This is a genomic window from Roseobacter sp. EG26, from assembly GCF_049830555.1.
Taxonomy (GTDB): domain Bacteria; phylum Pseudomonadota; class Alphaproteobacteria; order Rhodobacterales; family Rhodobacteraceae; genus Roseobacter.
Genome location: NZ_JBNBLH010000007.1, coordinates 40,658 through 57,546 on the forward strand (window position 1 = coordinate 40,658; position 16,889 = coordinate 57,546).

The 16,889-nt window shown below is 58.0% G+C and carries 14 protein-coding genes; 4 read left to right on the top strand and 10 right to left on the bottom strand.

Annotated features, from left to right (window positions below; genetic code table 11):
- Positions 1–21 precede the first annotated feature (21 nt).
- The 8 genes from ACOTTU_RS16020 to ACOTTU_RS16055 form a co-directional block, all read right to left on the bottom strand.
- Entirely contained in the window at positions 22–3,162 is a 3,141-nt protein-coding gene (locus ACOTTU_RS16020; protein WP_425659511.1) for a transporter substrate-binding domain-containing protein, read from the bottom strand.
- Positions 3,163–3,385: 223 nt separating this feature from the next.
- Complete coding sequence (locus ACOTTU_RS16025; protein WP_298915065.1) at positions 3,386–3,760, bottom strand: DUF2237 family protein; 375 nt, start codon at positions 3,758–3,760, stop codon at positions 3,386–3,388.
- A gap of 10 nt (positions 3,761–3,770) precedes the next feature.
- Positions 3,771–4,934, bottom strand: coding sequence for a serine hydrolase domain-containing protein (locus tag ACOTTU_RS16030; RefSeq protein ID WP_425659513.1), 1,164 nt, complete (start codon positions 4,932–4,934; stop codon positions 3,771–3,773).
- A gap of 25 nt (positions 4,935–4,959) precedes the next feature.
- Positions 4,960–5,991, bottom strand: coding sequence for a DUF2332 domain-containing protein (locus ACOTTU_RS16035; protein WP_425659514.1), 1,032 nt, complete (start codon positions 5,989–5,991; stop codon positions 4,960–4,962).
- Positions 5,988–6,674, bottom strand: a complete 687-nt coding sequence (gene pth / locus ACOTTU_RS16040; protein ID WP_425659515.1) for an aminoacyl-tRNA hydrolase — start codon at positions 6,672–6,674, stop codon at positions 5,988–5,990. Before pth ends, ACOTTU_RS16035 begins: the two co-directional genes overlap by 4 nt.
- A 104-nt stretch (positions 6,675–6,778) precedes the next feature.
- Positions 6,779–7,435, bottom strand: a complete 657-nt coding sequence (locus ACOTTU_RS16045; RefSeq protein WP_298915073.1) for a 50S ribosomal protein L25/general stress protein Ctc — start codon at positions 7,433–7,435, stop codon at positions 6,779–6,781.
- Between the two features lie 179 nt (positions 7,436–7,614).
- Positions 7,615–8,244: a hypothetical protein gene (locus ACOTTU_RS16050; RefSeq protein WP_425659517.1), complete on the bottom strand. Its 630-nt coding sequence runs from the start codon at positions 8,242–8,244 to the stop codon at positions 7,615–7,617.
- 22 nt (positions 8,245–8,266) lie between these two features.
- Positions 8,267–9,433, bottom strand: a complete 1,167-nt coding sequence (locus ACOTTU_RS16055) for an alpha-hydroxy acid oxidase (RefSeq protein ID WP_425659518.1) — start codon at positions 9,431–9,433, stop codon at positions 8,267–8,269.
- 135 nt (positions 9,434–9,568) lie between these two features.
- Between ACOTTU_RS16055 and ACOTTU_RS16060 the strand changes: the two genes are divergently transcribed.
- Together ACOTTU_RS16060 and ACOTTU_RS16065 are read left to right on the top strand one after the other, a co-directional pair.
- Positions 9,569–10,714 (top strand): Acg family FMN-binding oxidoreductase, encoded by a 1,146-nt coding sequence (locus ACOTTU_RS16060; protein ID WP_425659520.1) that lies wholly within the window; start codon positions 9,569–9,571, stop codon positions 10,712–10,714.
- Positions 10,707–11,183, top strand: coding sequence for a MarR family winged helix-turn-helix transcriptional regulator (locus tag ACOTTU_RS16065; protein WP_298915081.1), 477 nt, complete (start codon positions 10,707–10,709; stop codon positions 11,181–11,183). The genes ACOTTU_RS16060 and ACOTTU_RS16065 overlap by 8 nt, the downstream gene beginning before the upstream one ends.
- Here the strand turns inward: ACOTTU_RS16065 and trpA are convergent.
- Complete coding sequence (trpA, locus tag ACOTTU_RS16070; RefSeq protein ID WP_425659521.1) at positions 11,171–11,962, bottom strand: tryptophan synthase subunit alpha; 792 nt, start codon at positions 11,960–11,962, stop codon at positions 11,171–11,173. The genes ACOTTU_RS16065 and trpA overlap by 13 nt on opposite strands.
- A gap of 163 nt (positions 11,963–12,125) precedes the next feature.
- Here trpA and ACOTTU_RS16075 point away from each other — a divergent pair, with 163 nt between their 5' ends.
- The gene (locus tag ACOTTU_RS16075; RefSeq protein WP_298915085.1) at positions 12,126–12,329 is read left to right on the top strand and encodes a hypothetical protein; all 204 of its coding nucleotides are present in this window, start codon (positions 12,126–12,128) and stop codon (positions 12,327–12,329) included.
- A gap of 46 nt (positions 12,330–12,375) precedes the next feature.
- Complete coding sequence (gene ychF / locus ACOTTU_RS16080) at positions 12,376–13,473, top strand: redox-regulated ATPase YchF (protein WP_425659523.1); 1,098 nt, start codon at positions 12,376–12,378, stop codon at positions 13,471–13,473.
- A gap of 594 nt (positions 13,474–14,067) precedes the next feature.
- On the opposite strand, the gene ACOTTU_RS16085 is transcribed toward ychF, so the two are convergent.
- Positions 14,068–16,860: a methyl-accepting chemotaxis protein gene (locus tag ACOTTU_RS16085; protein WP_425659525.1), complete on the bottom strand. Its 2,793-nt coding sequence runs from the start codon at positions 16,858–16,860 to the stop codon at positions 14,068–14,070.
- Positions 16,861–16,889 lie beyond the last annotated feature (29 nt).

Here is a 16,889-nt window from a genome sequence, read left to right on the forward strand (position 1 = left end):
TACCTGCCGCACCACGTATTCCTAGCTGGCGAGCGCCTTGGATATGGCCTCGGCCAGCTCTGCCGGGGGCGCGGGTTTTTGCAGCAATGGGGCCTGCACCTCTCCCATTTCGGTTGCGGTGAAACCGGTATACCCCGAGGTATAAAGCACAGGCACCTCAGGTCGTCTTTCGCGCAACTGCCGGGCCAATTCAAAGCCGCCGATGCTGCCGGGCATGACCACATCGGTCAACAGCAGGTCAAACTGGCTTCCCGCATCCACCAGCGTCAAGGCCTGCTCGCCGGATTGGGCCAGCAGAATCTGATATCCGAGATCTTCGAGCACATTTTGCATCATCACCAGAAGGTCCGGTTCATCCTCCACCAGCAAGATGGTCTCACCCCCACCTGGAACAGGCGCTTTGTCCTCGACGGGGGCCTCGCGCCGACCCAGATCGGTGCCACGGGGAAGGGTCAATTGAACCGTGGTCCCGACCCCCTCTTCGGAATAGAGCTTCAGATCGCCATCTGATTGACGGACAAACCCATAAACCATGGAGAGGCCCAAACCGGTGCCGGAATTGGTGTCCTTGGTGGTGAAGAAAGGATCAATCGACCGGGCCACGGTTTCCTCATCCATGCCCGGTCCGTTGTCGGTCACGGAAATCTCGGCATAGCGGTAGGATGCGCCTTTGGGCGTCGCCTCGCGAGCCCCGAACTCACCGCCATCCTGCCGCGAATCCAACTCTTTCGAGGTCGTGTGGACGGCACGCGCCTTGATATCGATTCGATTGCCGTGCCCGGATCGCAGGATCGCATCGCGGCTGTTCAGAACCAGGTTCATCATGGCCGTCTCCAGTTGCGTCTGATCACAGTAGACCTGAAGCCCGGCCGTGTCTGACGCAAAGGTGATTTCGACCTTTTCCTCGATCATCGGGCGGATCAGCTCTTCGAAATCGTTGAAAATCGCGCTGACGGGTTTTGAGTTCGCCAATCCCGGCTGGCGCTTGGCGAAGGCCAGCAGCCGCACGGTTAGGTCACGGCCCTTCGAAATCGCACCGCTGGCAACGGAAAGATACTTGGTCCGTCGCTCCGGATCGGTGGTGTTCTGTGCCAGCTCGACGGAATAGAGGAGGGCGGCCAGCAAATTGTTGAAATCATGGGCGATGCCACCGGTCAGCTGACCCAGCGCATCCAGACGGCTCTTGCGCTCAACCACCTGCCGGTTGCGCTCTTCGTTGGAGACATCATCAATCACCAGAACCACGGCGATGTCGTGCTCGCTGCTCTCCAAAAACGCACTTTCCACACGCACATAGCGCTGTTCTGCCCCCGGTTGGGGTCGGCGCAACAAATGGGTCTCGCCGCGCAGGCGGTGGCCCGACAACACACGGCGGATCGGGTCGGCGCTGGCGTCCATCGGGGTCAGGGTGTCCCCATTCAGAAACCGGATCTGGTCTGGCCAGTCAAAGGGCGTCTGATCCGAGATGCCACCCAGCATGTGGCGCGCGCGGTTGTTGACCCGGACAATGCGACCTGATTTGTCGAGTGCGACAATGCCGCTGGTGGCTGCGTTCAGGACAGTCTCCAGCTCATCGCGAATATGCGAAACCTCGGCAGCGCGCCGGGTGCGTTCGGCCTCCACCTTCGCGCGGGCCCGCAATTGCACAAACGCGATCGCGCAAAGCAACAAGAGCGTCAGCGCGCCCGCGATCCCTGCAGCCAGATTGATGCGCTGCTGCGTCCAAAATACCGGTTGGCCAAAGTAGCGGTCCCGCAAGGCGACGTAGTCATCCGAAATCAGGTAGCTGGGGATTACGGTGTTCAACCGTTCACGCACATCTCCCAACCCAAATCGCAAAGCGATGGCGCGTTGTGACCTGAGGACGGGCGGTGTGATTTCCCGGATTTGGCTTTCAAATCCTCCAGCCCTGGCGGCCAGCCGCACCCTTGAGGCCGGGTAAATGATGGCATCTGTGCGCCCGTCAAGCAAAGAGGCGATGAGATCTTCGGCATCGTCTGCCAGAACCAGGTCAAAATCGGTGCGCTCCTGGACGATATCATAGGCCAGGTTGGCTTCCTGTACCCCAACCTTCAGACCCGCGAGATCATCAAGGCCGCGGACACCCGATGCCTCATCCTGCCGCATGAAAATCGAAATCGGCGTCTTTTCAACGGCGGTCGTAAAATCCATCCGCGACTGGCGCTCGCTGTTGACCCCTTTTGGCGGGAGGATGTCATATCTGTCCGGGCCGGGACCGGCCTCCCATTCTTCCAGAGTGATTGCCTCAAACGAGAGCTGAAGGCCGGTGCTCTGCGCCAGATCGCGCAGTGTCTCGACACCAAATCCGTTGAATTCACCGGTCTCTGTGACAATCTGATACGGTGGGAAGTGATAGACACCCACTTTCAACACCTCCGGCGGTGGCGGTGGAAGGTCAATGAAATACCGCGCGCGCAAATCTGCGAGGCGGCCATCGGCCTCTATCCTTGCCAAAGCGGTTTCGATGTCTTCGAGCAGGTCGCCGCGGCTTTCGTGAAGGGCGATAAAGCGCTCGAATTGTTTAACGGGTGGCGGTAGAAATCCAATGCGGTCGTCGAGGCGGGCGAGTTTCGCGACACTGAAGACGACCGGTTCGGGAATGAGCAGAGCATCGACTTCGCGCGTCAAAAGGCTCATGATCGCGGCCTCAGGCGTGTCGAAATCTACCGGTTGGTTGCTTTCCAGAAGCCTACGTTCATGAGAGCCGACGGCAGGTGGTACGATCCCGATGCGCAGGCCCATGAGCGGACGGCTGGAAATCTCACTCGCACGTTCATTCAGGACGGACAGCCGCAGCGTCTCAGTAGCCACGCGTCCGGAAAACATGTTGGTCTCCTGCAAGGACGGCAGGCGGGCAACGCCTGCGATCATATGTGTGTCGCCGTTGATCTGCGCCTGAATGAACGCCTGACTGTCGCCGACATCGACAAAGGTGACCTCCAGGCCGATTTCCGATGCGATTTCTCTGGCAAGCTCAATCACAAAACCGGCGCGCTCCCCCTCAGTATTGATCTCGGCGAATGGGGGGATCGGAACAAAGCCAACTGCCAAAGGCGGTGGGTCGTCTTGCGCAATTGCTTGCGCAGCGGTCAGCAGCGAAAGACCAAGGGCGACCACATGGATGAAAATATGATGGCGCATCGGTGATCCAAATGAATAAATTTTTATCGAAACTACAGTCTGGAGTTGAGTTAGGAAAGGTTAATTTCTACCTGTAGTTCATTGTTCTTTGCCGGGCCATAACCTTGCGGCAATGGGGCAATCTCGAATGATTTATCGCATCTGGCAGATGATATTGGCCAGCCTTCGCGAAGGTCTCTCCGGCTGTTCCCTGCGAAGTGTCGGAAGGCCGCAGGGCCGGGCGTCAACCGGGCAAGGCGTGTTGCTGCAACACCTGCAAAGGGACAATCTCCAAAGCCCTTTTGTGGGTCGCTGTCAGATGAACCTTGGGCGCGCAGCCTTCGTCATGGGCCTGTAGAAAACGGCTGGCGCAGAGGCACCACGGGTCACCGGCCTTCAGCCCGGCAAAGCCGAACTCCGGGCGGGGCGTGCTGAGATCGTTGCCGACATATTTCGAGTAGGCCAGAAATTCCTTGGTCATTACCGCACAAACCGTGTGACTGCCCTGATCGGCCGCGCAGGTATTGCAATGCCCGTCGCGGAAAAAACCGGTGACGGGATCGGTGCCGCAAACCACCAGCGCGTCGCCCAGAACATTGATGCTTTTGTCCATTTCCATCGTGATCTCCTCAGAGGCTGTCGGCAATCGTGCGCAGGATGTCGATGTTCTGCCGTTGTATGTCCCGGTCGCGAAACTGACGGTCGGCAGCCGTCACCACAATGACGACCCCTTGCACCTCATTGATGTAGAGGTATTGACCGTAAATGCCACGTGCCATGTATTCACGCGGGCGCGCATCGCGGGGTGCCCACCAATGGTAGCCAAATCCATATTCGTCATCCGTTGTCGGGGCGCTTGGCGTGGTTGAAACGATGGCCCAGTCCCGGGGGACAATCTGCTGGCCGTTCCACTTGCCTTGCTGGGCGAACATCTGACCAAACCGTGCGTAGTCGCGCGACGTGCTGTTCAGCCCGCTGAGCACGAAGGCCACGCCCGCCCCATCCGTCAGGTAATAGGGGACGCGCTCAGGCCCGAGGGGCGCCATGATCTTGTCATTCAGCAATTCGGCGATGGGACGCCCAGTGGCTCCCCGCAGAACCATGCCAAGCACATGGGTGTCGATGGAGACATATTGCCATGTCTTTCCGGGCGGGGCGAAAGTTTTGGTAATCTGTGCGGTGAAGGCGTCCATCTCCCCACCCAGAGCCAGAACACGGCCCATTCGGTTGATGTCTGAATTCTTGTCGAAATAATCCTCGTCGAAACTGACACCTGTCGTCATCTGCAGGACATGGCGGATCGTGACGTCCTCATAAGCACTGCCTTTGAGCTGCGGCACATAGTCGATCACCCGGTCTTCCAGGGATCCAACCTGTCCCTCGGCCAGAACGATGCCCGTCAACGCAGAAAGATAACTCTTTGCCATGGACCAGCCAATGCGCAGATCATCCGGGCCGGTGCCCAGATGATAGCTTTCATGCACCAGCGCGCCGTCTTTCAGAACGACAAGAGAAGTCACGCTGCGTGCCTCGATGAAATTCTCCACGGCCTGCGGCAGCCGAGCCCTCGGTCCATCGGGCAGGGCAACGACGGGCGTGTCTGATGTGCCAATCGGCACATGCAGGAAGGCGCGGTCCATCTGGCTGAAGTTCTGGACGATCCTGTCCGGTTCGAAAAGGTTGTTCACGGCCATCAACCGGGTGATTTCTTCGCGTTTCCACAGGCCAACGACGGCCAGCGCCACAACAAGTGACGCCAGCAGCCGCCATGTCCATTTCGCTGCCCTACGCATATGCTGCCCAATCCTGCCTGCTATCCTAGGCCCAGTGAACCCAGCGCCCGTGAAAATCCGCGCGGCCAAGCTCGATTGCCTCATCTCCCGGCCAGAGCCGCAGTGTCAAGGCAGCACCGAGCGCTCCGGTGCTGTCGCCATCGTTCTCCATCGCCAGCCAGGCCAGCGGCGATTGGGCGGTCGCTTCTGCGCCCGCCTGCTCGATCAGTTCCTGGCCGCGCGACTGGGCCTCTTGCGGGAAATACTGCCAGGCCACGGTATGTTGGATAAGATGCACATGGCCATCGGGGATGGATGTCAGGCGGGTGGCGAGCCAGTCAATGGCATCACCGCGCGTCACCGGCGCATCGCAGATCGCGGCGGCGGCACGGGTCAGTTCCAGGCGATGGGGTTGATCGGGCCAGAGGTATGCACGCAGTCGCAGCAGGTCATCAGGGTCGCTTGGGTCCAAGGGGTTGAGGTCGACGCCCGCGCGCGCCGCGATGTCGGGGCGGGCGGTGGGGGGCAGGGGCCCTTGCCATTCGGGCGACAAGGTCAGGGCCGGCGTGTCGGGCGATATTTCCAGACCCGGCAGGGATAAGGCAAAGCGGTCCCACATCAGGTTAAGACCGGCGCTTGCGCCCAGTTCCGAGAGCACAAAGGGCAGATTGTAGCGCGTCGCCACCACGCCCGCTGCGGCGATGAGAGCCGCGGACCGGCGCACCTCATTTGTTTGAGGGGGGCTTTCCACCCAGTCGAGCAGAAACGCCTCATGAATGCGCATCGCCTCAACGATGCTTTCCAAAAGCTCCGCATCGGACACCTGGAAAGGTGGGTAAAGGCGCGCCAGTCCCGGGGCACGCTGCGACAAGACCAGCGCATGCAGCCCGCCGGCCATGCGCAAGGGCAAGGAGGCACCGCCCGGTCCGATATCGCCGGTAAATTGTTCGAAACGCGCAGCCAGCGCGCGCTCAACCGGCCAGTCATCTCCCAACAGGCGCAGCAACTGCCCCATGAAGGGCGAGCCGAGCTTTTCGCAGCTTCGGGCCTGGTTGTGGAATGCTTCGGTGAGGGTCACCGAAACCGTTCCATCAGCTTTTGCAACGGTGATCGGGTGTCGTTTTCCGCTTCAGGCGGTTCAGCAGATGCGGCGGCAACCGGTTTGGGGGCCTTGGTACCCGTCCCGGAACGCGGAGGCGTTGTGCGCAGAGCAACGGCATTCATGAATTTGGCCGCATCGCCGCGCACCAGCCATTCCGCGCCCTCGCTGACCCCGCGCAAAACATCCTCCAGCCAGCCGTCATCGGCTTTCGGGAAATCATGCAGCACATAGGCGGGTACCAGTTCCTTGCGACCGGGATGACCGACGCCAAGCCGCACGCGGGCATAGTCGGGACCGATATGCGCATGCAGCGACCGCAACCCGTTATGACCGGCATGACCGCCACCTACTTTGTGTTTTACCTTGCCGGGCGCCAGATCGATCTCATCATGCAGCACGATCACATCTTCCGGGTCGAGCTTATAAAACCGCAGGGCCGCCTGTACCGATTGCCCGGAATTGTTCATGAAGGTTTCAGGCTTCAGCAGGATCGCACGATCAGACCCGAAACGACCTTCGCTCAGCGCGCCCTGATGCTTGCTTTTCCAGGGACCAAACCCGTGATCCGCCGCCATGCGGTCCAGCGCCATAAAGCCAATGTTGTGCCTGTGGCGCGCATATTTCGCGCCCGGATTGCCAAGTCCTACAATCAGTTTCATGGCGCCGCTCCTTCATGATGCGGTGCAGCATAGCAGGGCGATGCACGAAACAAAATACGGGGCCGCAAAGGGCCCCGCTTTCAACATCCTCGAAAGGATATGTTTTATTCTTCAGTGGCTTCCGCTTCTGCCTCTGGTGCGTCTTCGCCCTCGGCTGCGTCACCTTCATCTTCGTCATCAGACGATGCCAGACCCGCCGGCGCGGAGAGCTGGGCAATCACGAAATCACGGTCGATGGTCGGTTTTGCGCCTTCGGGCAGGTTCACCGAAGAGATCGTGATGTTGTCACCAATCTCCATTTCGGAGATGTCGATGGTGATGTGATCAGGGATATCGCCCGCCGTCACGATCAGTTCGACCTCTGGACGGATCAGCGTCAGAACGCCACCCTTTTTCAGACCGGGTGCCACGTCTTCACCTTCCACTTCAACCGCGATGAAGAGGTTGATCTTGGTGGTGCGGCGCAGGCGCATGAAATCGATGTGCGTCGGCAGGTCCTTGACCACGTGACGCTGAACATCGCGGCAGATCACGCGCACGTCGTCGTGGCCCTCTACCTTCATGTTGAACAGGGTCGATTTAAACCGTCCTGCACGCAGTTTCTTGATCAGCACGTTGAACGGAATGTTGATCGGCAGCGGGTCAACGTCGCCACCAAATACGATCCCAGGAACCATGCCATCGCGGCGTGCCTGGCGAGCGGCGCCCTTGCCTGTCCCCGTCCGTTCCTGAGCTTCAAGATCCGGAATTGCTCCAGCCATCTTTAATCTCCAATATGTTAAGGGCGGGCCTCCTCCAAGGCTGTAGACCCGCGTGAAGCCGCGCGTATAGACCGGATTCGTCTTTAGGGAAAGCGCTTTTTACGCGGATGAGATCTGCGGGCACCGAGGGTCAGAAATGCCGTGCCTGGGTTCGGAGCACCTGTGTTCGCCGCCTCGGATCAGAAGCCTGTCGGCGGATCGGATTCCAGATACCCGTCAGCGGTCAGTATCCGATTGTAAAGCGCGAATTCGGCGGCCCGTGCCTGCCGCAATCGCTGGTAGACCGCCTCGGACAACGGGGCATTGACGGGTGGCGAGACGTTTTTCTGCTTCAACTCGATGGGCATGTCCAGTTGCGTGGACAGAAACTCCCGAAACGCGGCCTGACGCTCGTAGGCAAAAAGGTGCTGGACCAAAAGGCGCCCGGAGGGGTCGCTCAGGAAAGCAAACTGGCTGCCGACCAGGGCAAATTCACGCGGGGCCTTGGCAATGACTTCAAGCACGAATGTGTCAAAGGAGATGTTTTTAGTCGATTTCGGATGCGCCGCCTCTTCATGCCTGCTGCGGTAGCGATACCAGCTGCGCAGCTGCTCGACCGGTTCACGCATCACGGCGACGGTTCGAGGTCGGGCGTCAAAAGTATCCGCCAGAAACGGCGCGATCTTTGTCCAGTAGCGCATGGCATTGATGTGTTTGCGCCCCTTGGAAAAAGCAATTTCCGCCCGTGGTTTCAGCGCCAGTTCCACAGCCGTCGTCCCCGTTTTCGGGGTTGCCAGAAAAGTCAGTCGTTTTTCCAGAAAGATCAACATGACGCCAACCTAGCGCGGTGATTTAAGGCTGCCAACGCCCTTCGAAGTCGTCCGGTACCAGAAGATTGTGTCGGCCCAGATCGCCGACTTTGGTCTCCCCGCAAAGCGCCATGGTTGTGTCCAGCTCCTTGTGGATGACCTCCAACGCCGTTGTGACGCCCTTTTCACCCATGGCACCCAATCCGTGTATGAAGGCGCGGCCGATATAGGTGCCCCGAGCGCCCAGAGCCAGCGCTTTCAATACGTCCTGACCGGACCTAATGCCGCCATCCATATGCACTTCGATCTGATCACCCACCGCGTCCAGGATCGACGGCAGCACCCTGATCGACGACAGCGCGCCATCGAGCTGCCGACCGCCGTGGTTGGAGACGATAATGGCGTCAGCCCCGACCTTCAGGGCCATTTTCGCGTCTTCGGCGTCCAGAATGCCCTTGAGGATCACCTTGCCGCCCCATTCCTCTTTCAGCTTGGCGATTTTGTTCCAATCGAGGCTGGGGTCAAAGGATTCAGCCGCCCAGGTGCTCAGCGACGTGGGATCGGAAATTCCTTGGACATGGCCAACGATGTTGCCGAATTCCCGCCGCTTGGCGCGCAGCATTTCGAGGCCCCAGGCCCATTTCGTCGCCAGATTAGCCAGGGTTTTCAGCGTGGGTTTGGGCGGGGTGGACAGACCGTTCTTGATGTCCTTGTGCCGCTGCCCCAATATCTGAAGGTCGAGCGTGATCACCAAGGCAGAGCATTTAGCGTCCTTCGCACGCTGGATCAGCCGGCTGATGTAATCGGTGTCGCGCATCACATAGAGCTGGAACCAGAACGGCTTGCTGGTCGCTTCCGCCACGTCTTCGATTGAATTGATCGACATTGTGCTGAGCGTGAAAGGCACTCCGAATTTCTCTGCCGCGCGCGCGGCTTTCATTTCACCATCTGCGTGTTGCATGCCGGTGATGCCCACCGGGGCGAGGGCGACAGGCATCGAGACATCTTCACCGATCATCTTACCGGACGTGCTGCGCCCGGTCATGTCGACCGCCACGCGCTGACGCAGCCGGATTTTTTCAAAATCGGTCGTGTTTTCGCGGAAAGTCTGCTCTGTCCAGCTGCCCGATTCGGCGTAATCGTAGAACATGCGCGGCACCCGACGTTCGTGCAGTCGCTTTAGATCCTGAATTGTTGTGATAGGGGGCATCTCTGGCTCGCATATTGGTTAGTTTTAGTTACCAATTTGCCTTGGAAAGATCAATCTCGGAAAACAGATGTCGAAATTCCTTTTGTAGTACGATGTTGCACTATAATAGTACGATATCGTACGAAAGGAATTGCTATGACACTATCCAGACGTAAATCCATCGCTTTGATCGGCGGTGGTATTGTTCTCGCCGCCGGGAGCGGGCTCGGGTTTGAGATCACGCGAAAACCTCATGTGGCTATGGCGCCATGGGCGCAGGCAGGGTCATATGACGACCCCAGAATGCGCGCGCTCAGCTATGCCATTCTTGCGCCCAACCCGCATAATCGGCAGCCTTGGCAGGTGGATCTTTCGCAACCCGACACTGTGGTACTTTATGTCGATACATCCCGGCTGCTTCCGCATACGGATCCGTTCAATCGCCAGATCACCATTGGATTGGGCTGCTTTCTGGAGGTGATGCGTTTGGCCGCGCTCGAAGAAGGACTGCTTGTTGAAACCGACCTCTTCCCGGAGGGGGCCGACGCGATGGCACTGGACACGCGCCCGGTTGCGATTTGCCGTTTTTCCGCGACGGATGCAGCGCCTGACCCGCTTTTTGCGCAGGTTCTCCATCGTCGGACGTTGAAGGAGCTCTACGATACCAGCCGTCCGGTCTCGCGGTCGGCGCTCGGCCGAATTGCTCAGGGCGCAAGCCACGGCACGCGTGTCGGTGTGACAAATGACGCAGCACAGGTCGCCGCTTTGCGGGATCTTTCCGCCGAGGCATTTCGCATCGAGTTTCGCACCCGGCGCACTCTGAAGGAAAGCGTGGACCTCTTCCGCATCGGCCACCGGGAGGTCAATGCCAACCCCGATGGCATCGATTTCTCTGGTCCGATGTTCGAGATGCTGCGGTTGACCGGGCTTTTTTCGCGCGAAAGGGCGATGGACCCCGATGACTTCAGCTATACCTCTGCCGAGGAGATGGTGGTTGCCAACGTCATGTCGGGCATGGCGCATCTGTGGCAGGTCACCGCTACCAACACCCGGGAGGATCAGATTCGCGCGGGCCGGGATTGGGTGCGGATCAATCTGGCGGCCACTGCAGAAGGCATCGGGTTGCAGCCGCTGTCGCAGGGTCTCCAGGAATTTCCTGAAATGTCGGAAATCTATGCCACCCTGCACGAGGTTCTGGCCCCGGAGGGGGGAACCGTGCAAATGTGGTGCCGCCTGGGCTATGGACCCGAGGTGCCCGCCAGCCCACGCTGGCCATTGGAAACAAAGCTGACGAATGCCTGACAAGAAAAACGCGATCTATTTCGAAGTCTTCAATGAAATTGGGATTATTGAACAGCTTAGCAGGACCCTGCTGGAGGCGCGATTACCCAATGGGCTGATCGCGCCGCATTTTGCCGTGTTGAACCACTTGATACGCCTTGGCGACGGGCGCGCTCTGATCGATATCGCGCGCGCTTTTCAGGTGCCGAAAACGACGATGACGCACACGGTAAAGAGGCTGGAGGTTCACGGCCTGGTAGATGTGCGCCGCAACCCCGAGGACGGCAGATCAAAACTGGTCTGGCTGACAAATGCCGGTAAGGCTCTGAGATCAAAGGCGATCGACGATCTCAGGCCGGATTTCGAGAGGTTGGCGGCTGGGTTCAAGGTGGACAGACTGAAAGACGTTTTGCCCGTCTTGCAGGATCTGCGGGCTTTTCTGGACGAAGACCGCAATGGCCGGACCGCGGCGCTCTCTCAGACGGAATGAGCGCCATCTGAGAGCGATTTCACGAATGCCAATGTGTCTGCGACGCTTTCTCCCGCCGCGATCTTGCTGACAATGGCAGAGCCCACGACCACGCCGTCCGCGACCTCGGCGATGGCGCGTGATTTTTCAGGTGTATTGACCCCGAACCCCACGATGACCGGCAGGCCGCTGGCCGATTGTATGCGCGCGACTTCGGGGGCCACGTCGCCGGCTTGCGCTTCGGCAGCACCCGTGATCCCGGTGATTGACACGTAATAGACAAATCCGGAGGTGTTTTGCAGTACGCGTGGCAGACGTTTGTTATCGGTCGTCGGGGTTGCCAGCCGAATGAAATTCAGGCCCGCCGCCTGTGCCGGGATGCAGAGCTCACTGTCCTCTTCGGGCGGTAAATCGACAACAATCAGACCGTCGATCCCGGCCTCTTTGGCTTCGGCCAGAAACGCATCGACCCCGCGGCTGTAGATCGGGTTGTAGTACCCCATCAGAACGATAGGCGTGGTGTTGTCGGTTTCCCGAAACGCGCGGGCGAGGGCCAGCGTGCGTTGCAGCGTCATGCCCCCCTCCAGCGCGCGCTGGCCTGCGAGTTGAATGGTCGGCCCGTCGGCCATCGGATCGGTAAAAGGCAGACCCAACTCGATGATGTCGACACCCGCACCCGGCAACCCCCGAACGATTTCGAGCGACGTGTCGAAATCCGGGTCACCCGCCATGATGTAGGAAACAAACGCTTTCTTTCCGGCCTTGGAAAGCTCTGCAAACTTTGCGTCGATACGGGTCATTTCGGCGTGCCTTTCTTATGCTCGCCCCGCAATGCCCAAAAGTTTAGTGGAAATCAATGCATCATGGCTGTGAGCCCCGCCAAAGAATGCCGCTGCGCAAAAAAGGCGCGAAGATTGCGGAATTTCCCCTTTTTAAGGGCCCAAAAGCTCTTAGATTGAGATCATGAATTATTTGCTTGCCATTCTTTTGCCGCCTCTGTCGATCCTGCTTACCGGTCGGCCCGTCATCGCCGTTCTTGTTTTCCTGATCTGGATTCCCGCCCTGATCTTCTCGGGTGGCCTGACGCATCCGATGTTCATTCTGCTGGCATGGTTTTTGATCTTTCATGCCCGCGAAGATCGTCGCGAGCGCAGGGACTTGTCTTGATGGCCGAGACCCCCTAGGACAGCGCCAGTAAAACAAGGACGCTGACATGGGTTTCAAAATGGGTATCGTGGGTCTGCCGAATGTGGGCAAATCCACTCTTTTTAATGCGTTGACCCGAACCGCCGCAGCGCAGGCCGCAAATTTTCCCTTCTGCACAATCGAACCCAACGTTGGCGAGGTTGCGGTGCCGGACAATCGGCTGGATAAACTGGCGGCCATCGCCGGGTCCAAACAGATTATCCCGACCCGCATGACATTTGTGGATATCGCGGGGTTGGTCAAAGGCGCCTCCAAGGGGGAAGGCTTGGGAAACCAATTCCTGGCAAACATCCGCGAGGTTGACGCCATCGCGCATGTGCTGCGGTGTTTCGAAGATGGTGATGTAACCCATGTGGAAGGGCGCGTTGATCCGGTTGCCGATGCCGAGACGATCGAAACCGAATTGATGCTGGCGGATATCGAGAGCATCGAGAAGCGCTTGCAGAATATCGTGCGAAAGGTGCGCGGCGGCGACAAGGAAGCCGTACAGCAGGAACGGCTGATGCGCGCGGCTCTGGAAGCTTTGGAACAAGGCAAACCTGCGCGTGTTGTTGAGGTCGATGCTGAAGACGCAAGAGCCTGGAAACTCCTGCAATTGCTGACGACCAAACCGGTTCTTTACGTGTGTAACGTTGGCGAGGCAGAGGCAGCGACGGGCAATGAACATGCTCAAAAGGTTGCGGAAATGGCAGAGGCGGAGGGCAATTCGCATGTGATCATCTCCGCGCAGATCGAGGAAGAGATCAGCCAGTTGGAACCCGAGGAAGCTTCGCTGTTTCTTGATGAAATGGGATTGTCTGAACCGGGTCTGGATCGGCTTATCAAGGCCGGGTACACGCTGCTGCACCTGGAGACCTATTTTACCGTAGGCCCCAAGGAAGCCCGGGCATGGACTATTCGTACTGGAACAACTGCGCCCAAAGCGGCGGGGGTGATCCATGGTGATTTTGAAAAAGGCTTCATTCGTGCCGAAACTATCTCATATGACGATTTCGTTGTCTTGGGCGGGGAGCTTCCGGCCAAAGAAGCAGGTAAGATGCGTGCGGAAGGGAAATCTTATGTCGTCAAAGACGGGGATGTTCTCCATTTCCTGTTTAACACCTGAAAAGATGATAGATGAATGGAACCAATGATCGGAAAGGACCAAACGCTGAACGACCCTTCGCAGGAGGCCGCTGATAGATGGCTATTACGAGTTACGCGAACGAGGGGTCGGATGGATGGCGGCGGCCAAGTCGCAAATGCTTTGTAGCTCCGTGTGCGCATCTGGATGAATTAGAAATACCTGATGCCGCAGGTTTGTGATGGTGCCGTGTGCGATCCAGCAAAGTAAGTGTGAAGACATTGATATAGCGCTAGTCGAGGCCATGTGGCCATCAGTCCTCCGCGGATTCATCATCGCGCAAGATTCTTGAGTCCGGTGTCATCTTGCCGCAAGTTGGTCGCATTGGTTTGTAGACTTCTTGACCTGCCAGGTCGAAGTGGAAAAATCCATTTGATGGATCTCGGGATGCCCAAAGGTGATCGTCCAAATGTGGAGCTGAAGCAACTCAGAAAGTGATCTTTCGATCTTTCATCCGAGGGTTTCCCGATACGCTCCGAAGCTCAAGGCGGACAAAAAAGCTTTTGGTGGCAGTCTCTTAGGATGCCTAAGCCGCATCTTACCAGCTCGCAAAAAGTCCCCTTGGCTGGCCGCGATTTAAGCAGTTCTCTCTGAGATCTCCTGGTCGCACTCCGGCGTGGAGGCATTTTTGTCAATGATGAATCCCGCGACAAGTTGTGCCAGCGTGGTGGCTTCATTGGTTAGCGACTGGCTGGCTGCCGTTGTTTCTTCAAACATCGCAGCATTTTGCTGAGTGGAGCGATCCAGCTGTTCCACAGCGACATTTATTTCAGCGATACCACTGGATTGCTCACTGGCGGACACTGCGATTTCCGACACATTTTGGGAGACATTTGTGATGCCGGTGAGAATCGTCTCCAATGCCTTGCTTGTTTGATCGATCAAAGCGACGCCATTTCCGACGTAACCCGTGGATTCCGAGATCAGAGTGTTGATTTGCGTGGCCGCCTCCGAACAACGATGTGCCAATATGCGAACTTCTGACGCAACAACGGCAAACCCGCGACCTGCGTCTCCGGCTCGGGCGGCCTCAACGCCAGCATTCAAAGCAAGAAGGTTGGTTTGAAATGCGATGGAATCAATTACTTCCACAATCTTGGCAATCTTCGCAGAGGAGTCTTCGATTTCACTCATGGCCGAAACGGCCTCTTGCATAACATCACGGCTGGATTCGGTATCTTGCTTGACGGTCTTTACCGTTTCAGACGCTTCACTTGCACCGCGTGCCGCAGAGGTCACGCTGCTTGTCAACTCGCTGAGAGCCGCGGCCGTTTCTTCCAGCGTTGCGGCCGCGTTTTCCGTTCGGCGCGACAAATCAAGGGAAGAGGCTGCAATCTCGGAACTACCGCTATCAATCATCCCGGAGCTGCCTCCAATTTTTTGGATTAACTCTGCAAGATTGTCTATCGCGGCATTGTAGTCCTGACGCAGTGCTTCATAGGCGTCCGGAAATTCCCTTTCGATCCTGTGACTTAGATCGCCTGCAGACAAGCGTCTCAGGTTCTGCGCCAATTCTTCAACTACAGTGGCCTGCTCGTCGGCGTGGGCTTTGCGTTCGGCGTCGGCTGCGGCGCGAATCTCGTCATTACGGGCCTGTTCTTCTGCTTCCCGCTCTCTCTCCTTACGCACCCGAAGCTCTTCGGCCTCGCGTTCACGCTTTTCGGCCTCGCGTTTTTCTCTTTCAGAGGTACGCTCCTTTTCAAGCATTTCTGCCTGACGGGCTTTATCGTCCTCTTGCAATTGTATACGTTCCAGCGCGCCTTCGCGGAAGACGGTCAACGCGCGGGCCATCCGCCCGATTTCTCCCTTGTGGCCCGCAATACCGGTGATCTCTGCCAGATCTCCTTGGGCAAGTCTTTCTGTCACGCCCGTGACGCGATTCAGCGGGCGTGTGACCATGCTCCATATCAAAATAGGCGCCAGAATAACCAGAGCGATACTGGCCCAGCCAACCTGTTCCATTCGAACTCTGGCCTGTGCGACTTCTGAATTCAGGGTCTCTGCCGTTGCGTCGATTTCATTTTGTGCAGAGGCGGCGAAACTCGCGATCTCCGACCCAATTTCCTGCACGGCCTGCGTGGCGCTTTGGGCCGCGTTGACAGCCGCCTCTTGCGCGGCGAACGAGGCGGCCCGTGTTGCGGCTATGCCGGTTTCCGGATCGGCAATCGTCAGAATTTCTTCTAGTTTCGACGCCACTTCCTCCGTCGCCGAACGCATCGCATCGCTGAGCTTTGCGCCATCAACCCGCAGTTTGTCCTGCAGCATTGCCAATTCATCGGCGTTCCTGGCAAGCGCCGTCTGCATGGCTGAGGCAAAGAAGGATTTTGTGGCAGAATCAAGCGCTGCCTGCGTGCGAATGCGCGACACCTGCTCGTCCATCAACCCACGAATGGATTGTTCATTGGTTGTTTTTGCATCATCGCTGTTGATCACCAGTTGGAAATAGATATCGTCTAGTGCCGACGATAGGGCCGCGTCGATTTCCTGCCTTATAGAAAGTATCTTTTCAGGCCGCATCCGGGCACCATTCTGGGCAAAAATCTCGCGATAGGCGGGCTGGGCGGCGGTCACGATCCCTGCAAGCTCAGCCGTTGCATCGGCTTCCGAAATCACTGGCAAAATAGCATCAAGGCGATCCTGACCGGCATCCGCAAGGTCATTCAGAATGGACAGCATCGCAGGATCGCGCGTCTGCAGAACGCTCAGCGCCAGACCAGAAATCAGGTTAACTTCCGCGCGAAGCTCCAGTGTCGCCTGGTAGAGGGCGAAATCACTTTCGATGAGCTGTGTGAGCGTTTCGTCAATGCTTTCAACAGTGCTGTCGCCTCCAAGAACAAGGTCGAAATATGCGTCATCCCCGGCCTGATCCAGAATCGCACTGGCTTGGGTGGCCAACGCCAAAGCGCCCTCCACGTCCCGGGCGACCTGATCGGCGCTCGTAAAATCCCCCATGCGCGCCGTTGTCAGCGCGTTGAGGGCGGTTTCGACTTTTGTGATAAGAGGGAGAAGTCGTTCGCCTTTGCTTTCACCAAGGGCTGCGACGGCCTCGGTCAGATCGGCAATGGTCAGGCGTGTTTTTCCGGCCAGAGACCCCAGGTCTTCTGCGTCATCTGCGATCAGTACATTGGCAAGAACGCTGCGAATGCGGTCAGATGCTGCGACCACGCGCGCGCTGTTGCGCAACTCCGGCAAACGTTCCTCGGAGAGAACCACCATGTTGGCCGCAATCGTTTGGAAGACCATCCAGCCAATCACAATCGCCGTAGCCGTCATCGCCGCCAAGGCGCCAAAGATCAGCGCAAGCCGCATCAATACGGAACCAAAGAGATTAGAGACAACGGAGCCCATACCGGTGACCTTCCTGTTCATTCTGCGCGGCCTTGACCGCGAAATCTTCA